12 protein-coding genes are annotated in these 15,643 nt (G+C 65.8%); 4 read left to right on the forward strand and 8 right to left on the reverse strand.

The features are described from left to right. Positions 1-3: 3 nt before the first annotated feature. The 5 genes from CCOS865_RS07375 to mexE all read right to left on the reverse strand — a co-directional run bounded on the left by CCOS865_RS07375 (position 4) and on the right by mexE (position 8,804). Positions 4-1,614 (reverse strand): response regulator, encoded by a 1,611-nt coding sequence (locus tag CCOS865_RS07375; RefSeq protein WP_119139366.1) that lies wholly within the window; start codon positions 1,612-1,614, stop codon positions 4-6. 102 nt (positions 1,615-1,716) lie between these two features. Then, positions 1,717-2,775, reverse strand: a complete 1,059-nt coding sequence (locus CCOS865_RS07380; protein WP_119139368.1) for a tetratricopeptide repeat protein — start codon at positions 2,773-2,775, stop codon at positions 1,717-1,719. A gap of 183 nt (positions 2,776-2,958) precedes the next feature. Next, positions 2,959-4,374 carry an efflux transporter outer membrane subunit gene (locus CCOS865_RS07385; RefSeq protein WP_119139370.1) on the reverse strand — a complete coding sequence of 472 codons (1,416 nt, stop codon included), beginning with the start codon at positions 4,372-4,374 and terminating at the stop codon, positions 2,959-2,961. After that, positions 4,371-7,550, reverse strand: a complete 3,180-nt coding sequence (locus CCOS865_RS07390; RefSeq protein ID WP_119139372.1) for an efflux RND transporter permease subunit — start codon at positions 7,548-7,550, stop codon at positions 4,371-4,373. The genes CCOS865_RS07385 and CCOS865_RS07390 overlap by 4 nt, the downstream gene beginning before the upstream one ends. 12 nt (positions 7,551-7,562) lie before the next feature. After that, entirely contained in the window at positions 7,563-8,804 is a 1,242-nt protein-coding gene (mexE, locus tag CCOS865_RS07395) for a multidrug efflux RND transporter periplasmic adaptor subunit MexE (RefSeq protein WP_119139374.1), read from the reverse strand. A 328-nt stretch (positions 8,805-9,132) separates the two neighbouring features. Here mexE and CCOS865_RS07400 point away from each other — a divergent pair, with 328 nt between their 5' ends. After that, positions 9,133-10,257: an MFS transporter gene (locus CCOS865_RS07400; RefSeq protein ID WP_119139395.1), complete on the forward strand. Its 1,125-nt coding sequence runs from the start codon at positions 9,133-9,135 to the stop codon at positions 10,255-10,257. 119 nt (positions 10,258-10,376) lie between these two features. Then, on the forward strand, positions 10,377-11,282 hold the full coding sequence (locus CCOS865_RS07405; protein ID WP_119139376.1) for a LysR family transcriptional regulator: 906 nt from the start codon (positions 10,377-10,379) through the stop codon (positions 11,280-11,282). 72 nt (positions 11,283-11,354) lie between these two features. On the opposite strand, the gene CCOS865_RS07410 is transcribed toward CCOS865_RS07405, so the two are convergent. Both CCOS865_RS07410 and CCOS865_RS07415 read right to left on the reverse strand, forming a co-directional pair. Continuing rightward, positions 11,355-11,771 carry a RidA family protein gene (locus CCOS865_RS07410; RefSeq protein ID WP_119139378.1) on the reverse strand — a complete coding sequence of 139 codons (417 nt, stop codon included), beginning with the start codon at positions 11,769-11,771 and terminating at the stop codon, positions 11,355-11,357. Next, positions 11,771-13,093: a flavin-containing monooxygenase gene (locus CCOS865_RS07415; RefSeq protein ID WP_119139380.1), complete on the reverse strand. Its 1,323-nt coding sequence runs from the start codon at positions 13,091-13,093 to the stop codon at positions 11,771-11,773. The genes CCOS865_RS07410 and CCOS865_RS07415 overlap by 1 nt, the downstream gene beginning before the upstream one ends. Positions 13,094-13,426: 333 nt before the next feature. Here CCOS865_RS07415 and CCOS865_RS07420 point away from each other — a divergent pair, with 333 nt between their 5' ends. Further along, complete coding sequence (locus CCOS865_RS07420; protein WP_119139382.1) at positions 13,427-14,104, forward strand: DUF1028 domain-containing protein; 678 nt, start codon at positions 13,427-13,429, stop codon at positions 14,102-14,104. After that, positions 14,097-15,263 (forward strand): acetylornithine deacetylase, encoded by a 1,167-nt coding sequence (gene argE / locus CCOS865_RS07425; RefSeq protein WP_119139384.1) that lies wholly within the window; start codon positions 14,097-14,099, stop codon positions 15,261-15,263. The genes CCOS865_RS07420 and argE overlap by 8 nt, the downstream gene beginning before the upstream one ends. Positions 15,264-15,292: 29 nt before the next feature. On the opposite strand, the gene CCOS865_RS07430 is transcribed toward argE, so the two are convergent. Further along, positions 15,293-15,643, reverse strand: a 351-nt coding sequence (locus CCOS865_RS07430) for a carbohydrate porin (protein ID WP_147406494.1), incomplete at its 5' end; no start/stop codon positions are given.

Consider the following 15,643-nt stretch of genomic DNA (forward strand, 5'->3'; position numbering starts at 1 on the left):
GCGTCATTGCTTGCCGAGGATTCGCGCCACCTGCTCCTGCAGGTGACCCAGCTCGAAGGGCTTGCAGATCAGTTGCATGCCCGCCTCGAGAAAATCTTCGCGGGCCATGGCCGTCTCGGCATAGCCGGTAATGAACAGCACCGGCAGGTCGGGGCGCAGCTTGCGGGCGATTTCCGCCAATTGCCGGCCGTTCATGCCGGGCAGGCCGACATCGCTGATCAGCAGGGCGATCGGCTGTGGTGACTGCAGGACCTGCAGCGCTTCGTTGGCATTGCTGGCGGTGTGGCACATCAGGCCATCGTCGCTCAGCGCCTGCGACAACAGCTGGCGCACATGCCGGTCGTCTTCGACCAGCAGCACCTCGGCGCTGGCCCCCGACGGCGGTCGCGCCACCGTAGCCGGTGGCGTCAGCGGTGTGGCTTGGCCCGGGTGACGTGGCAGGTACAGGTCGACCTGGGTGCCACGGCCGATTTCGCTGTGCAGCACCACATGGCCCTGCGATTGCTTGCTGAAGCCATAGACCATCGACAGCCCCAGGCCGATGCCCTGGCCCACCGGCTTGGAGCTGAAAAACGGCTCGAAGGCGCGGTCCAGGGTACTTTGCGACATGCCGTGGCCCGTGTCGCTGATGCTCAGGCACAGGTAATCGCCACTGTGCAGTTGCGCGCCGGTGAACCGCGAGCCGTCGATGTGCTGGTTGCTCGCCTCGACCTTCAACTCACCGCCACTGGGCATCGCCTCGCAGGCATTCAGCAGCAGGTTGTCCAGGGCCTCCTGGAGCTGCGCGCCGTCGGCTTGCACCGGCCACAGGTCGGCGGGTACCCGCAACTGCAACACCACCGAGGCATTCACGCTTGCCCGCAAGCCCTCGGGGGCGAGCATCGTGCGCAGATCGACGCTGCGGCTGTCCAACGATTGCCGAGAAGAAAACGCCAACAAGCGGTGGGTCAGGCGGGCGGCGCGTTGCACCGCTTCCTGCCCCATGCGCAACACCCCGGCGAGTTTCTCCGGGCGGCCGTGCTGCAGATGTCGGTCGATCAGCTCGAAGCTGCCGCCAATGCTGGTCAGGAGATTATTGAAGTCGTGCGCTACGCCGCCGGCCAACTGGCCAATGGCATCCATCTTGCGCGCCTGGTGCAACGCCTGGACTTCGTGGTGACGCTGCTCCAGCTGTTTTTCCAGCTGTTGATTGAGTTTGAGCAGTTGATCGCGCGCCACGTACTGCCGGCGCCGCGCGCGCAGGGCAGACTGGCTCAGGTTGAGCAGCTGACTGTCGTTGAGCGGCAGTTGCAAGAGCAGCAGGTTACCCAGGCGTTCGCGTGGCGGCCCGGTTGCCGGGGCGTGCTGGGCAGACAACAACACGATGGGCAGATCGGACCAGTCTGGCTGGCCATCGATAAAAAGCTGCAAGGGCGAGTGCTGGTCGTCCGACAGGCTTTCTTCGGCGACGATCGCCACGCCTACGCCTTCCTCCAGCCAGCCGCCGAGGCAGGCGATGTCGGTGGTGCGCTGGCAACCGATCCCGGCAGCCGCGAGCATCTTGCTGGCGTGCGCACCCATTCGCGCTGGCGCGAGGATCAGCGCACGCTCGTCAAGTGACAGCGAAGCGGCCAAGGTGACTCTCCTGAAAACACTGGGCAGGCCCGGGAATGACCCTACCTTCTATGCTCTGGACCACCGCCCTTCGGCCAGGGTTCAATTGTCTTGATGACGTCGCTACAGGCCTTGCTGAAGGAACGGGTCATCGGGGTTTTGCCGCTCCAGTTCGGCAAGCAATACCTGCACATTCTGCAGCTGCCCGGTTTCTTTCCAGTACTGGATCAGCAGGACCCGTGCCTTGCGATTGGCCGGTTGCCGCGCCAGCACGGTCTCCAACTGCTTCTGCGCCGCCTCGACCTGCTCCAGCTGGTGCAGGGTCACGGCCAGCTCGTAGCGATAATCGGTATTCTCGGGCTCCAGTTCGACCGCGCGGGAGAACGCCAAGAGGGCGTATTCGGCCTGTGCGTGGCGGGTCAGCCAGAGGCCCAGCTGGTGCTGCAGGAACGCCGAGTCCGGGCGCAGCGCCAGGGCTTTGGCGAGCACTTGGCGGGAGGCGTCGTGCTGGCCCTGCTGTTCCAGCACGCGCACCTGGGTGGCCAGGGCGTCGAGGTCGTCCGGGGCTTGCTGGAGGCTGCGTTGCAGAGCGGCCTCGGCTTGCGGGTAATCGTCCTCGTGCAGGTACAGGCGGGCCAGGTGAACCTGCGCCGCCGGGTCGTCGGGTTGTGCCTCGAGCGCCTGTTGATACTGTTCGAGGGTGTGCTGCAGCGGCCCGAAGTACAGGCCGATGGCATCCGGGTCCAGGCCCAGCAGGGCATCCACGGCGGCGAAACGCACGCTCTGCTCGTCGTCGTCCAGCAGTGGCCCGAGGACCAGGCTGCGCTGGGCGGCGGGCAGTAGCCGGCGGATACTCGCGATGGCGGCGCGGCGCACCAGGGGGTCGCCGTGCTGCAGGTCGAGCTTGGCCAGTTCGAGGGCCTTGGGCGACGGGTAATTGGCCAGTTCGGCGTACAGCGCCGCGCGGCGGATGGGCGGCAGGTCATCGCGCTGCAGTTGTTGGTAGAGCACCCGTGCGGCGCCGGGCAGGCCTTCGTGGGCCTGGCGCAAGGCTTTGCCGTAGCTGTGTGGCGGCAGGGCCGGCGCGAGGGTGGGGGCGTCGCTGCGCGACAGGTAGCCGATCACGGCCGATACCAGGATCAGGAGCAGCAGGGCGATCAGGTAGCGACGGTGTCTGGGCATCGGCCGGTCCGGTGGGGCAGGAGGGATGAGCTTGGGGGAGCTGGGTGGGAAATGCAATCTTGCCGGGGGCGAGTTACCTGATGGGCCTGAACCGATCAACAGGCAAAAAAAGCCCCGCAAGCCAAAGACCAGCGGGGCAAACGGTTGGGGGAGGAGCCAACCAAAGGAGTCGTTGAAACAGGTTTACTTCACGCTGGCCACCGCCTCAGGCTGCCAGCCGCCACCCAGGGCCTTGTAGATCGCGACAATCCCGCGATACAGCTCGACCTCGCCCTGGGCCTGGGCATCTTCGGCGCTCAAGCGCTCGCGCTCGGCGTCGAGCAGCACCAGGTAGTCCACCGTGCCCTCGCGATAGCGCACCGAGGCCAGCTCGGCCGCCCTGCGGCTGGCATCGCTCTGGCGCATCAGCGCCTGCAGGCGCTGCTGACGCTTGCCGTAATCGCTGAAGGCATTCGATGACTCTTCCAGCGCCAGCAGCACCTGCTGCTCATAGGTCGCCAGGGCCCCGTCGGCATCCGCCTTGGCGCCGCGCAAGCGTGCCCGCACGCTGCCCAGGTCGAAGGCTGCCCAGGTAATGCTCGGGCCAAGCGCCCAGGCATTGGCCGCCGACGAACCGATCTGCGAGCCGCGCGCCGCGGTAAAGCCCAGGAAGCCGCTGAGGCTGACCCGCGGGAACAGGTCGGCCGTGGCCACGCCGACCGTCGCCGTGGCCGCCGCCAACTGGCGTTCGGCACTGCGAATGTCCGGGCGACGGCGCAACAGCTCACCCGGGTCACCCACCGGCAGCGCCTTGGCAATCGCCGGCAACTGCTTGGGCGACAGGTCGACCGTCAGCGCATCCGGGCGCTGGCCGAGCAGGGTGGCGATGCGGTTGCGGGCGCGCACCTGCTCCGCCTGCAGTTGCGGCACCGTGGCTTCTACTGCCGCCAGGCGCGCATCGGCGCGGACCACATCGAGCTCGTTGCCGACACCGGCATCGCGCAAGGTTTCGGTGATGCTGCGCGAGTCCTGCTGGGTCTTGAGGTTGGCCAGGGCGATCTTCTCGCGCAGTTGCGCACCGCGCAGCTGGCCATAGGCATCCACCAGCTCGGCGATCAGGCTGACCTGCAACTGCTGCAGGTCGGCTTCGGCCGCCGCTTCCTGGGCCTCGCTGGCCTCGATCTGGCGCTGGATGCGGCCGAACAGGTCGAGCTCCCAGGCCATGTCCAGGCCCAGGTCGTAGCGCTCGCTGTTGACCCGCTGCTCGGTCTGGCCAGGCACCTGACCTTTGCCGAGGTCGCTGCTGGCACGGCTGCTGACCACCGGCAGGTTGTCGTTTTCGGCATCCTCGCGGATCGAACGCGCCGCCTTGAGCCGAGCGAACGCCACGCGCAGGTCGCGGTTGCCCTCCAGCGACGCCTGCACCAGCTGGTTCAGCGCCGGGTCGTCGAACTGCTTCCACCACACCGCTTCGAAGCGGCTGCGGTCGAACGCCTTGGCCTGCAGCTGGCTGTCCAGCTGCGCAGGCTCGGTGGCCGGCGCCTGGTAGTCAGGGCCTACTGCGCAGGCCGCCAGGGCCAGTGCCAGCAGGCTTGGGGTCAGGGGTTTGAGCAGGTTCATGCGTGGTGCTCCAGCGGTTTGGCGTGCGCCGCCTTGCGGGCCTGGCGACGCTCGACGGATCGACGGATGAGGACGAAAAACACCGGCGTCAGGAACAGGCCGAACACGGTCACGCCGATCATCCCGGAGAACACCGCGACGCCCATCGCATGGCGCATTTCGCTACCGGCTCCGGAGGAGAACACCAGCGGTACCACGCCCATGATGAAGGCGATCGAGGTCATCAGGATCGGCCGCAGGCGCAGGCGGCAGGCTTCCAGCACTGCAGCCAGCGGGTCCAGGCCCTCGGCCTGTTTGTCCTTGGCGAACTCGACGATCAGGATCGCGTTCTTGCACGCCAGGCCCACCAGCACGATCAGGCCGATCTGGGTGAAGATGTTGTTGTCGCCCCCCGACAGGATCACCCCGGTAATGGCCGACAGCAGGGTCATTGGCACGATCAGGATCACCGCCAGCGGCAGGCTCCAGCTTTCGTACTGAGCGGCCAGCACCAGGAACGCCAGCAGTACGCAGAGCGGGAACACCAGCAGCGCGGTATTGCCCGAGAGGATCTGCTGATACGTCAGGTCGGTCCACTCGTAGGTCATGCCGTTGGGCAGTTCTGCCTTGAGCAGCTTCTCGACGGCGGCCTCGGCCTGGCCCGAGCTGTAGCCCGGTGCCGCGCCACCGTTGATTTCAGCGGTGATGAAGCCGTTGTAGTGCATCACCCGATCCGGCCCGGAGGTGTCGCTGACCTTGAGGAAGGTCGCCAGCGGGATCATCTCGCCGACGTTGTTGCGCACCTTCAGCTGGCCGATCTGCTCGGCGTCGAGGCGGAACTGCTGCTCAGCCTGGACGTTGACCTGGTAGGTCCGGCCAAAGCGGTTGAAGTCGTTGGTGTACAACGAACCCAGGTAGATCTGCAGGGTGTCGAAGATGTCGGTGATGGCCACGCCGTGGGTCTTGGCCTTTTCCCGGTCGATGGCGGCATCGACCTGCGGCACGTTGACCTGGAAGCTGGTGAATAGCCCGGCCAGTTCCGGCACGTTGTGGCTCTTGGCGATGATGTTCTGGGTTTCCTGGTACAGCGCTTCGTAGCCCAGGTTGCCACGGTCCTCGATCTGCAGGCGGAAACCGCCAATGGTGCCCAGGCCTTGTACCGGCGGCGGCGGGAAGATCGCGATGTAGGCGTCCTGGATGTCGGCGAACTTGGCGTTCAGCGCGGCAGCGATGGCCGCGGCCGACTGGCTCGGGTCCTTGCGCTCATCGAACGGCTTGAGCGGGGTGAACACGATGCCGCTGTTCGGGCTGTTGGTGAAGCCGTTGATCGACAGGCCCGGGAAGGCCACCGAGTCGGCCACGCCAGGTTGGTCCAGGGCGATCTCGCTCATGCGCTTGATCACCGCTTCCGTGCGATCAAGGCTCGCCGCGTCAGGCAGTTGGGCGAAGGCCACCAGGTACTGCTTGTCCTGGGCCGGGACGAAACCGGTCGGGGTCGACGAGAAGCCCAGGTAGGTCAGGGCCATCAGCCCGGCATAGACGAACAGGGCGATGCCGCTGGAGCGGATGACCCGGCCCACGCCGGCGACATAGCGAATGCTGGCGCGGTCGAAGAAGCGGTTGAACGGGGCGAACAGCCAGCCACCGAACAGGCGCTCGAGCAGGCGCGAGAAGCGGTCCTTGGGTGCGTTGTGCTCCTTGAGCAGCACGGCGGCGAGGGCCGGCGACAGGGTCAGCGAGTTGAAGGCCGAGATCACGGTGGAGATGGCGATGGTCAGCGCGAACTGCTTGTAGAACTGCCCGGTGAGGCCCGAGATGAACGCGGCCGGCACGAACACCGCGCAGAGTACCAGGGCGGTGGCGATGATCGGCCCGGTGACTTCGCTCATGGCCTTTTGCGTGGCCTCGAGCGGTTTCAGGCCAAGGCCGATATTACGCTCGACGTTTTCCACCACGACGATGGCGTCATCGACCACGATGCCGATCGCCAATACCAGGCCGAACAACGACAAGGCATTGAGCGAGAAGCCGAACAGGTGCATCACCGCAAAGGTACCGATCAGCGACACCGGCACGGCCAGCAGCGGGATGATCGAGGCACGCCAGGTCTGCAGGAACAGGATCACCACCAGCACGACCAGGATCAGCGCTTCGAACAGGGTGTGCACCACCGCTTCGATCGAGCCCCGGACGAACACGGTCGGGTCGTAGACGATGCTGAAGTCCATCCCCTCGGGGAAGTCCTTTTTCAGCTCGGTCATCTTCGCCCGGACCTCGTCGGAGATCTCGATGGCGTTGGAGCCTGGGCGCTGGAAGATCGGGATGGCCACTGCCGGCTGGTTGTTCAGCAGCGAACGCAGGGCGTACTGGCTGGAACCCAGCTCGACCCGGGCGATGTCCTTCAGGCGGGTGATTTCGCCATCGGCACCGGCGCGGATGATGATGTTTTCGAACTCTTCCTCGTTGACCAGCCGGCCCTGGGTGTTGATCGACAGCTGGAAGCTGGTCGAGCCGGGGGCAGGTGGCGCACCGAGCTGGCCGGCGGCGACCTGGCGGTTCTGCTCGCGAATGGCCGCGACCACGTCGGTGGCGGTCAGGTTGCGCGAGGCGGTCTTGTTCGGGTCGAGCCAGACCCGCAGCGAGTAGTCGCCCATGCCGAACAGCTGCACGTCACCGACGCCGCCGAGGCGGGCCAGCTCATCCTTGATATTGAGGATGGCGTAGTTGGACAGGTAGAGCATGTCGTAGCGCTGGTCTGGCGAGGTCAGGTGGACGACCATGGTCAGGTCCGGCGAGGCCTTGTCGACGGTGATGCCGATGCGCGTGACTTCTTCCGGCAGCTTGGGCTGGGTGCGGGTCACGCGGTTCTGCACCTGCACCTGCGCGTTGTCCAGGTCGGTGCCCAGGGCAAAGGTGATGGTCAGGGTCAGCTTGCCGTCGGCGGTGGACTGCGAGGACATGTAGAGCATGTTCTCGACACCGGTGATGGCTTGCTCGAGCGGCGCGGCGACGGTATCGCCGATCACCTTGGGGTTGGCGCCGGGGAAGTTGGCGCGCACCACCACGGTCGGCGGTACCACTTCCGGGTATTCGCTGATCGGCAGCTGGAACAGCGCGATGGAGCCTGCGATCAGCAGGATCAGCGACAGCACCGCGGCGAAGATCGGCCGGGTAATAAAGAATTTGGAGAAGTTCATCGGTATCGTCCCTTAACCGCGCGGTGCTTGGGCACTGGCGACTTTGACACTGGGCCCGGCCACCTGCGGCGCCGGATTGCTGGCCTCGAGGGCCTGGCGCTGGCGGGCGAGGGTAGCGAGGGTCTGCTCACTGGCCATGGCGGTTTCTTCTGGCGTCACCGGCGAGCCCGGGCGTACCCGTTGCAGGCCTTTGACGACGATGCGGTCTTCCTTGGCCAGGCCGTTGCGGACGATGCGCAGGCCTTCGAGTTTCGGCCCCAGCTCGACGGCGCGGTAGGCGGCCTTGTTGTCCTTGTCCATGACCAACACGAACTTCTTGCCCAGGTCGGTGCCGACCGCTTCGTCATTGATCAGCACGGCGTCGTAGGTGGCGCTGCCGACCAGCTTGAGGCGCGCATACAGGCCTGGGGTGAACTGGCCGTCGCGGTTGTCGAACACCGCGCGGCCGCGGATGGTGCCGGTGCGCGGGTTGACCTGGTTGTCGACGAAGTTCATCTGGCCCAGGTGCGGGTTGCCGGTTTCGTTGGTCAGGCCCAGGTACACCGGGGTGCTCTGGCCACGCTGGCCGTCGCGGGCCAGCTGGCTGTACTTGAGGTAGACGCGCTCGTCGGCATCGAAGTAGGCGTAGACCTTGTCGGTGGAGACCACCGAGGTCAGCGGCGTGACATCGGCGGTGACGATGTTGCCGGCGGTGAACGCGGCGCGGCTGACGCGGCCACTGATCGGCGCGGTGACGCGGGTAAAGCTCAGGTTGAGGCGGGCCAGGTCGAGTTGCGCCTGGATCGCCGCGACACCGGCGCGGGCTTCGGCCGCGGCGCTGGTGCGCGACTCGGCAAGCTCTGCGGAGATGGCGTTGCTGTCGCGCAGGCGCTCGCCACGGCGTGCTTCGTTGTCACTGCGCACGGCGGTGGCGCGGGCTTGTTGCAGTTGTGCTTCGAGGCGGCGGACCTCAGCCTGGAACGGGCGTGGATCGATCTGGAACAGCAGGTCGCCCTTGTTGACCTTGGCGCCTTCGGTAAAGCCGACCAGGTCGATCTGACCCGAGACGCGCGGGCGTACTTCGACGGTTTCTGGCGCTTCGAGGCGACCGGTGAACTCGTCCCACTCGTTGATCGGTTGTTCGATCACCTTGGCCACGGTGACCTTGGGCGCGGCGGGAGCCTGCGCGGCATCGGGGGTTCGGCCGCACGCGGCGATCACCAGCACTGCCAGGGCAGCGAGGGGATAGCGCAAGGGTTTGAGTGATTGTTCCATGGAGAAATCCGCCAATGTATGGATAGTGGGGCGAATTCTGCGGTCCGCGCGCGTGGGGAACGAATCGAATGGGGCGAAGGTTATTATCACGCAGAATGATAGGAGGGCATGGTCCATCGATGATGGGCATGGTTCTGCGGCCCTCATCGCGCGGCACGTCGCCTCGGCGATGGCCTCAGTGCAGGCAGCAAATGCCTCTACTGAGGGGCATTGAGGTAAGCTCGCACCCCGAGCCCGCACACCGGGCGATACGATTCCAAGGCGATAAGGCTGTCATGTGACTACCGATGTTCGACACCCCAGCGCCTCGGCCATCATCGGCCTGGGCGTGCTGCAGATCCTGGTCTGGGGCGGTTCTTTCTTCATCCTGGCGGTCATGGCCGAGCCGATCATGCGCGAGACTGGCTGGGCCAGTCAGTGGGTATACGGCGCGTTGTCATTGAGCCTGATGGTCTCGGCCGTGCTGGCGCCGTTGTCCAGCCGACTGGTCGCGCGTTATGGCGGTCGGCCGCAGCTGGCCGGCAGCGGTGCGGTGGTGGCGCTGGGCCTGTTGATCATGGCCGGCAGCCATGGCCTGCCACTGTTCCTGCTGGCCTGGGCAGTGATTGGCGTGGGCATGGCGATGGGCTTGTACGAAGCGCTGTTCTCGACCCTGGGCGCGTTGTATGCCGAGGGCGCCGGCCGGGCGATCACCGGCATCACGCTGATCTCCGGCTTCGCCTCGACCTTGTCGTGGCCGGCGGTGGCGCTGCTGATCGAGCACGTGGGTTGGCGTGAGGCCTGTGTGGCCTACGCCTGCGTGCTGCTGGTGGTGGTCGCGCCGCTCTACTTGAAGGTGCTGCCCAAGGGCGGCCAGCGCGAGCAGGCCAAGCGGGCCAGCAGCACCGAGACTGGTACGGTGGACCGGCGCCTGTACCTCCTGCTGACGGCCATCTTCGCCCTCGGCGCGATCATCATGACCGCCGTGGCGGTGCAACTGGTGGCCGTGCTGCAAGGCCTTGGCCACTCGCTGCCGGCGGCGATCGGCCTGGCAGCGATGCTCGGCCCGAGCCAGGTGGCTTCGCGCATCCTGCAGATCATCGCCGGCAAGCGTCATCCGATCTGGACGGCGCTGTTCTCCGTGAGCCTGGTCGCGCTAGGCCTGCTACTGGTGGCATTCGCCCCGGGCATCACCGCGCTGGGCCTGCTGATCTTTGGGTGCGGCAATGGTCTGCGCGCCATCGTCCGCGGCCTGCTGCCGCTGGCACTGATGCCGCCGGCGCAGTACGTGCTGCTGATGGGGCGCATGTCGCGACCGTCACTGATCGGCCAGGCCCTGACGCCCTTGGTCGGCGGTTATCTGTTCGCCCATTTTGGCGCCATGGGCGTGCTGGGCACCTTGTGCCTGCTGGCACTGGCCAATGTGGTGCTGGTGCTGGTGGTGATGCGCCAGGTGCGCGGGCAAGCAGCCTAGGCAAACTATCTTCAAGGCATAGGCAAATCCTTGCACGGCCACGCGCTGGGCTGGCCGGGGCTAAGGTAAGGTGACAGGAATAATTCGAGCACGCCGCCTACGGCGTCAAAGAGGTGCCTGTGGCTTCCTATACCTTGCGTCAACTGAAGTATTTCGTCACCACGGTGGAGGCCGGCAGCGTCGCCGAGGCGTCGCGCCAGCTGTACATCGCCCAGCCGTCGATCTCTACCGCGATCAAGAGCCTGGAAGAGAGCTTTGGCGTGCAGCTGTTCATCCGCCACCACGCCCAGGGTGTATCGCTGACGCCGAGCGGCAAGCGCTTCTATGCCAAGACCAAGTCGTTGCTGCAGATGGCCCACGAGTTCGAGCAGAACGCCCTGGCCGACAACGACACGGTGGCCGGGCAGATCGACATCGGCTGCTTCGAGACCGTCGCGCCGTTGTACCTGCCACGGCTGATCGCGGGGTTTCGCGAACGCTATCCGGGGGTGGATATCCGCTTGCGCGATGGTGAGCAGCAGGAGTTGATCCAGGGCCTCACCGCGGGGACCTTCGACCTGGCGTTTCTCTACGATCACGACCTTGATGGCACCATCGAGGCCGAGCCGTTGATGGCGCCACAGAAGCCTTATGTGCTGTTGCCGGAGAAGCACCGGTTTGCCGGGCAGGCCCAGGTATCGCTGCGTGATTTGTGCCCGGAACCGATGATCCTGCTCGACGTGGCGCCGAGTCGGACCTATTTCGTCAGCCTGTTCAACGAACTGGGGCTGACGCCGAACATCGTCTTCAGCTCGCCGTCGATCGAGATGGTACGCGGGATGGTGGGGCAGGGCTTTGGGTTTTCACTGCTGGTGACCCGGCCGCATTCGGAGTGCACCTATGACGGGCAGCGCTTGGTGATGGTCGATATCGCCGAGCCGGTGAGCCTGTCGGGGCTGGCGGCGGCGCATCTGAAGCGTGTGCAGTTGACCAAGCCCGCGCAGCTGTTCGTCGAGTTTTGCCGAGAAGAGTTGGCCAAGTTCTGAAACGCATCGCGGGCAAGCCCGCTCCTACAAGGTCTGTAGGAGCGGGCTTGCCCGCGATGCTCTCTCAGCGAATCACTGCGGGTCCGGTACCACCGCGATCACATCGATCTCCATCAACCATTCCGCCTGGGCCAGCCCGGCCACCACCAGCCCGGTGGAAATCGGGAACACGCCCTTGAGCCACTTGCCGACCTCCTGGTACACCGGTTCGCGGAAGCGTGGGTCGGTGATGTAGGTGGTGGTCTTGACGATGTGCGACATGTCCGAGCCGGCTTCCTCAAGCAGCTGCTTGACGTTCTTCATGGCCTGTTCGGCCTGGGCGCGCGGGTCGCCGAGGCCGACCAGACGGCCTTCGAAGTCGGTCCCGACCTGGCCGCGCACATACACCGTGTTGCCAGCCCGCACGGCCTGGCAGAGGTCGTTGTCGAGCGACTGGTTAGGGTAGGTGACCTTGGTGTTGAACATGCGCACGCGAGTATGAGTAGGCATCAGTGGGCTCCGAGGGTGCTGACGTTGCTGATCGAGGGTTGAGTGTCGTGGGCATCCGCGTCGCGTTGATCACGGTCGCGGTAGGCCAGGTAGGTGCGTTGCGTGGCGATGTGCCCGGCGACGTGCTTGGCGTCGTGCCAGACACCCCAGATGAACGACGAACCCCGGCGCGACAGCCACGGCAGGCCGAGGAAGTACACGCCATGTTCCTTGGACACGCCGCGCTGGTGCACCGGCTTGCCGTTGGCATCGAACGCATCGACCTGCAGCCAGCTGAAGTCGACGCCATAGCCGGTGGCCCAGATAATCGTAGTGACACCGGCCTGGGCCAGGTCCAGCTCGCGGATCGGCTGGCTGATGCACGCGGGGTCGGCCAGGCGCGTGCGCGCTTCGGGTTCTTCCGGCAGGTCGAGGCCGTTGCGCTCGATATAGGCATCGGCAGCATCCAGCAGCGCCAGGTAGTTCTCATCGCCGCGGTTGATGTTCTCGGCGAGGTTGTCCTGGAAGCGCACCTTGCCGTCTGCGAACGACTGGGTCAGGCCGACCAGGGTCATGCCTTGGTGGGCGAGGGCACGGAAGTCCACGGTGTGGCCGCCGCGCGCGCCGCTGACGGCGATGGTCACGTGTTCGCGGCCAGGCTTGGCGATTTCCGCGTCCCACTCCCCGAGCACGCCCAGCCACCAGCAGAAGTCGCGGTTGCGGTAGGCGCGCGGTGGGCGGTCATGGGCACCGACCGACAGGTACACCTGGCGCCCGGCGCGCATCAGCTCTTCGGCGATCTGCACACCAGAGGAGCCGGCGCCCACGACCAGTACCGCGCCTTCAGGCAGTTGTTCAGGGTTGAAGTAGGCGGCCGAGTGGATCTGGTGCAGGCGCTCGTCCTTGGGGGCGATGGCCGGGATCACCGGGCGCTGGAACGGGCCGGTGGCAGCGACCACGCGGTTGGCGCGGATCGTCCCCTGGTTGGTCTCGATGGTGAAGCCCGGGCGGTCGGCGTTGCGTACCACCTGCTTGACCTCGACCCCGGTGCGCACCGGCAGGTTGTATTTGCGCACATAGCGCTCGAAGTAGTCGGCGACCTGCTCCTTGCCGGCGAAGGCGTCGGCGTCGAGGTCGAATTCCAGGCCCGGGAAGCGGTCGTGCCAGACCGGGCCGTTGGCGACCAGCGAGTCCCAGCGGCCCGTGCGCCAGGCTTCAGCGATGCGGTTGCGCTCGAGCACCAGGTGGGGCACGCCGAGTTTGCTCAGGTGTTCGCTCATGGCAACCCCGGCCTGGCCGGCGCCGACTACCAGTGTGTCGATTTCGATATTGTTCAAAGTCATGTCTGAGCCCTTCTTGGAAGGCGGGTTTATTCAGGTCGGTGGGTGGACCGCCTTTGCCTGGAGCCAGACTAGGGACGTGCTGTGAATGGCGAAAATACTATTTAGCTAATGATTGCCGATAGTTTGGCGAAGGCCCCGTCGTGCCTGGGCTGCAGCAGTCTCTGGGCGGTATTTGAAGGTGCATTTCGTGGGTTTTGCGGGGGCTTAGTTTTTTCCTCTTCAAGGGTGAGGAAAAAGTTGGTTTCGTGGCCTGGGGGCTTCTGTCCAGAATGCATGCAACGACTCGCGAAAGTGCGCTTTCGCTGCGCATCCGCACAGAACAGGAGCTGCACCATGACCTTCTCTATCATTGGCCGCTGCCAGGAAACCGGCCAGGTCGGTATCGCCATCAGTTCATCGAGCATCGCCGTGGGCGCGCGTTGCCCGTGGGTGAGGGCCGGTGTCGGCGCCGTGGCCACCCAGAACATCACCTTGCCGGCGCTCGGGCCGCAGATCCTCGATGCGCTCGAACAGGGCCAGTTGCCGCCCGCCGCTGCGCTGGACCGGGTGCTCAGCGCCAATGGCTGGAGCGAGTACCGCCAGGTGACGGTGATCGACAGCCACGGCCAGGTCGCGCTGTTCACCGGCAAGGAGGCCTTGGGCGTGCACAACGCCGTGGCCGGCGAGCAGTGCGCGGCGGCGGGTAACCTGCTGTCGTCGCTTGCGGTGATCGAAGCGATGGTTGCCGCCTTCGAACAGTCCGGTGGTCACCTTGCCGATCGACTGCTGGCAGCCATGCACGCGGCGGTCGCGGCGGGTGGCGAGGCGGGGCCGATCCACTCGGCGGCACTGAAAGTCGCCGGCGAGCTGACCTGGCCGCTGGTGGACCTGCGCGTCGACTGGGCCGATGAAGACCCGATCGGTCAGCTGGACGGCCTGTGGCAGGCCTATCGGCCACAGATGCAGGACTACGTGACCCGTGCGCTGAACCCCACCAGCGCGCCGAGCTATGGGGTGCCGGGCGATGAATGAGCCGTTGTCCAGCTGCGAGCTGCTGGCGCGGCTGATCGGTTTTGCCACGGTCAGCCGGGACTCCAACCTGCAGTTGATCGGCTTCATCCGCGATTACCTGGCTGGGCTGGACGTAGAGAGCGAGCTGTTTCACAACAGCGAGGGCACCAAGGCCAATCTGTTCGCCACCATCGGCCCGCGTGACCGGGGCGGCGTGGTGCTCTCCGGCCACACCGACGTGGTACCGGTCGACGGCCAGGCATGGACGCTAGATCCGTTCTGCCTGACCGAGCGCGATGGGCGCCTGTATGGCCGTGGCGCCGCCGACATGAAGGGCTTTATCGCCTCGGTGCTGGCGGCAGTGCCGGCGTTTCTCGCGCAACCGTTGCAGACGCCGGTGCACCTGGCGTTTTCCTACGACGAGGAGGTTGGCTGCCTGGGCGTCCGTTCGATGCTCGAAGCGCTCGCACAGCGCCCGCACAAACCACGGTTGTGTCTGATCGGCGAGCCGACCGAGCTCAAGCCGGTGCTGGGGCACAAGGGCAAGTTGGCCATGCGTTGCCAGGTGCACGGCGCGGCGTGCCATTCGGCCTATGCGCCGTACGGGGTGAACGCCATCGAGTATGCGGCGCGGCTGATTGGCAAGCTGGGGGAGATTGGCGATGCCTTGGCCGAGCACCAGGATGAGCGTTTCGACCCGCCGTTCTCGACCGTGCAGACGGGTGTGATCAAGGGCGGCCGGGCGCTGAACATCGTGCCCGAGGAATGCGAGTTCGACTTCGAAGTGCGGGCGTTGCCGGGCTTCGAGGCGCAAGGGGTCGCCGATCAGTTGCAGACCTACGCCGAGGCAGAACTGTTGCCGCGCATGCGGGCGGTGAATGCCGGGAGTGATATTCGGCTACAGCCGTTGAGTGCCTATCCCGGGTTGGCCACGCCGGCGGACAGCGATGCGGCGCGGTTGGTGGCATTGCTCAGTGGCTCTACGGAGTTTGGTACCGTGGCGTTTGGTACCGAAGGCGGGCTGTTCGATCAGGCGGGGATACCGACCGTGGTGTGCGGGCCGGGGAGCATGGAGCAGGGGCACAAGCCGGACGAGTTCGTCAGTGTCGAGCAGTTGGCGGGGTGTGATGCGATGTTGCTGAGGCTGGTCGAGTATCTCAGGGCGGGTTGCCCGCGATGAGGGTGCAACAGACGGCACATCAACTCAGGTCAGAAGCTGGCCTTGACCTGCAGACCTACCACCAACGCATTGTCGATGTTGGCCCCGGAGAACGCCCCCGGCTCGATGATGTACTGCACGTCCGGACGCAGGTTCAGCCAAGGCGTCGCCTGGTAGCCATAGCTCCGCTCGATCAACTGCTCGGCGCTGTCGATGTCCGGGAAGCCCTGGCCGCTGGCCAGGGCCGCGTCTTCCAGCACCTCACGGCTGCGCGGGTTAGGCTCGGCGCGCCCATAGCCCAGCGCCAGGGTGTCGCGAGGACGCCCTTCGAACGGCTTGTACAGCACCACGCCGGCGCCGTACCACTTGGTGAACGGCGAGGCGGCCTTGCTCGACGCCGA

Source organism: Pseudomonas reidholzensis, from assembly GCF_900536025.1.
Lineage (GTDB): Bacteria > Pseudomonadota > Gammaproteobacteria > Pseudomonadales > Pseudomonadaceae > Aquipseudomonas > Aquipseudomonas reidholzensis.

What these genes read in the sequence shown, in the direction of transcription:
- CCOS865_RS07380 (WP_119139368.1), bottom strand. Translation starts at nt 2,775, where the DNA reads ATGCCCAGACACCGTCGCTACCTGATCGCCCTGCTGCTCCTGATCCTG.
- CCOS865_RS07385 (WP_119139370.1), bottom strand. Translation starts at nt 4,374, where the DNA reads ATGAACCTGCTCAAACCCCTGACCCCAAGCCTGCTGGCACTGGCCCTG.
- CCOS865_RS07390 (WP_119139372.1), bottom strand. Translation starts at nt 7,550, where the DNA reads ATGAACTTCTCCAAATTCTTTATTACCCGGCCGATCTTCGCCGCGGTG.
- mexE (WP_119139374.1), bottom strand. Translation starts at nt 8,804, where the DNA reads ATGGAACAATCACTCAAACCCTTGCGCTATCCCCTCGCTGCCCTGGCA.
- CCOS865_RS07410 (WP_119139378.1), bottom strand. Translation starts at nt 11,771, where the DNA reads ATGCCTACTCATACTCGCGTGCGCATGTTCAACACCAAGGTCACCTAC.
- CCOS865_RS07415 (WP_119139380.1), bottom strand. Translation starts at nt 13,093, where the DNA reads ATGACTTTGAACAATATCGAAATCGACACACTGGTAGTCGGCGCCGGC.
- CCOS865_RS07420 (WP_119139382.1), top strand. Translation starts at nt 13,427, where the DNA reads ATGACCTTCTCTATCATTGGCCGCTGCCAGGAAACCGGCCAGGTCGGT.
- argE (WP_119139384.1), top strand. Translation starts at nt 14,097, where the DNA reads ATGAATGAGCCGTTGTCCAGCTGCGAGCTGCTGGCGCGGCTGATCGGT.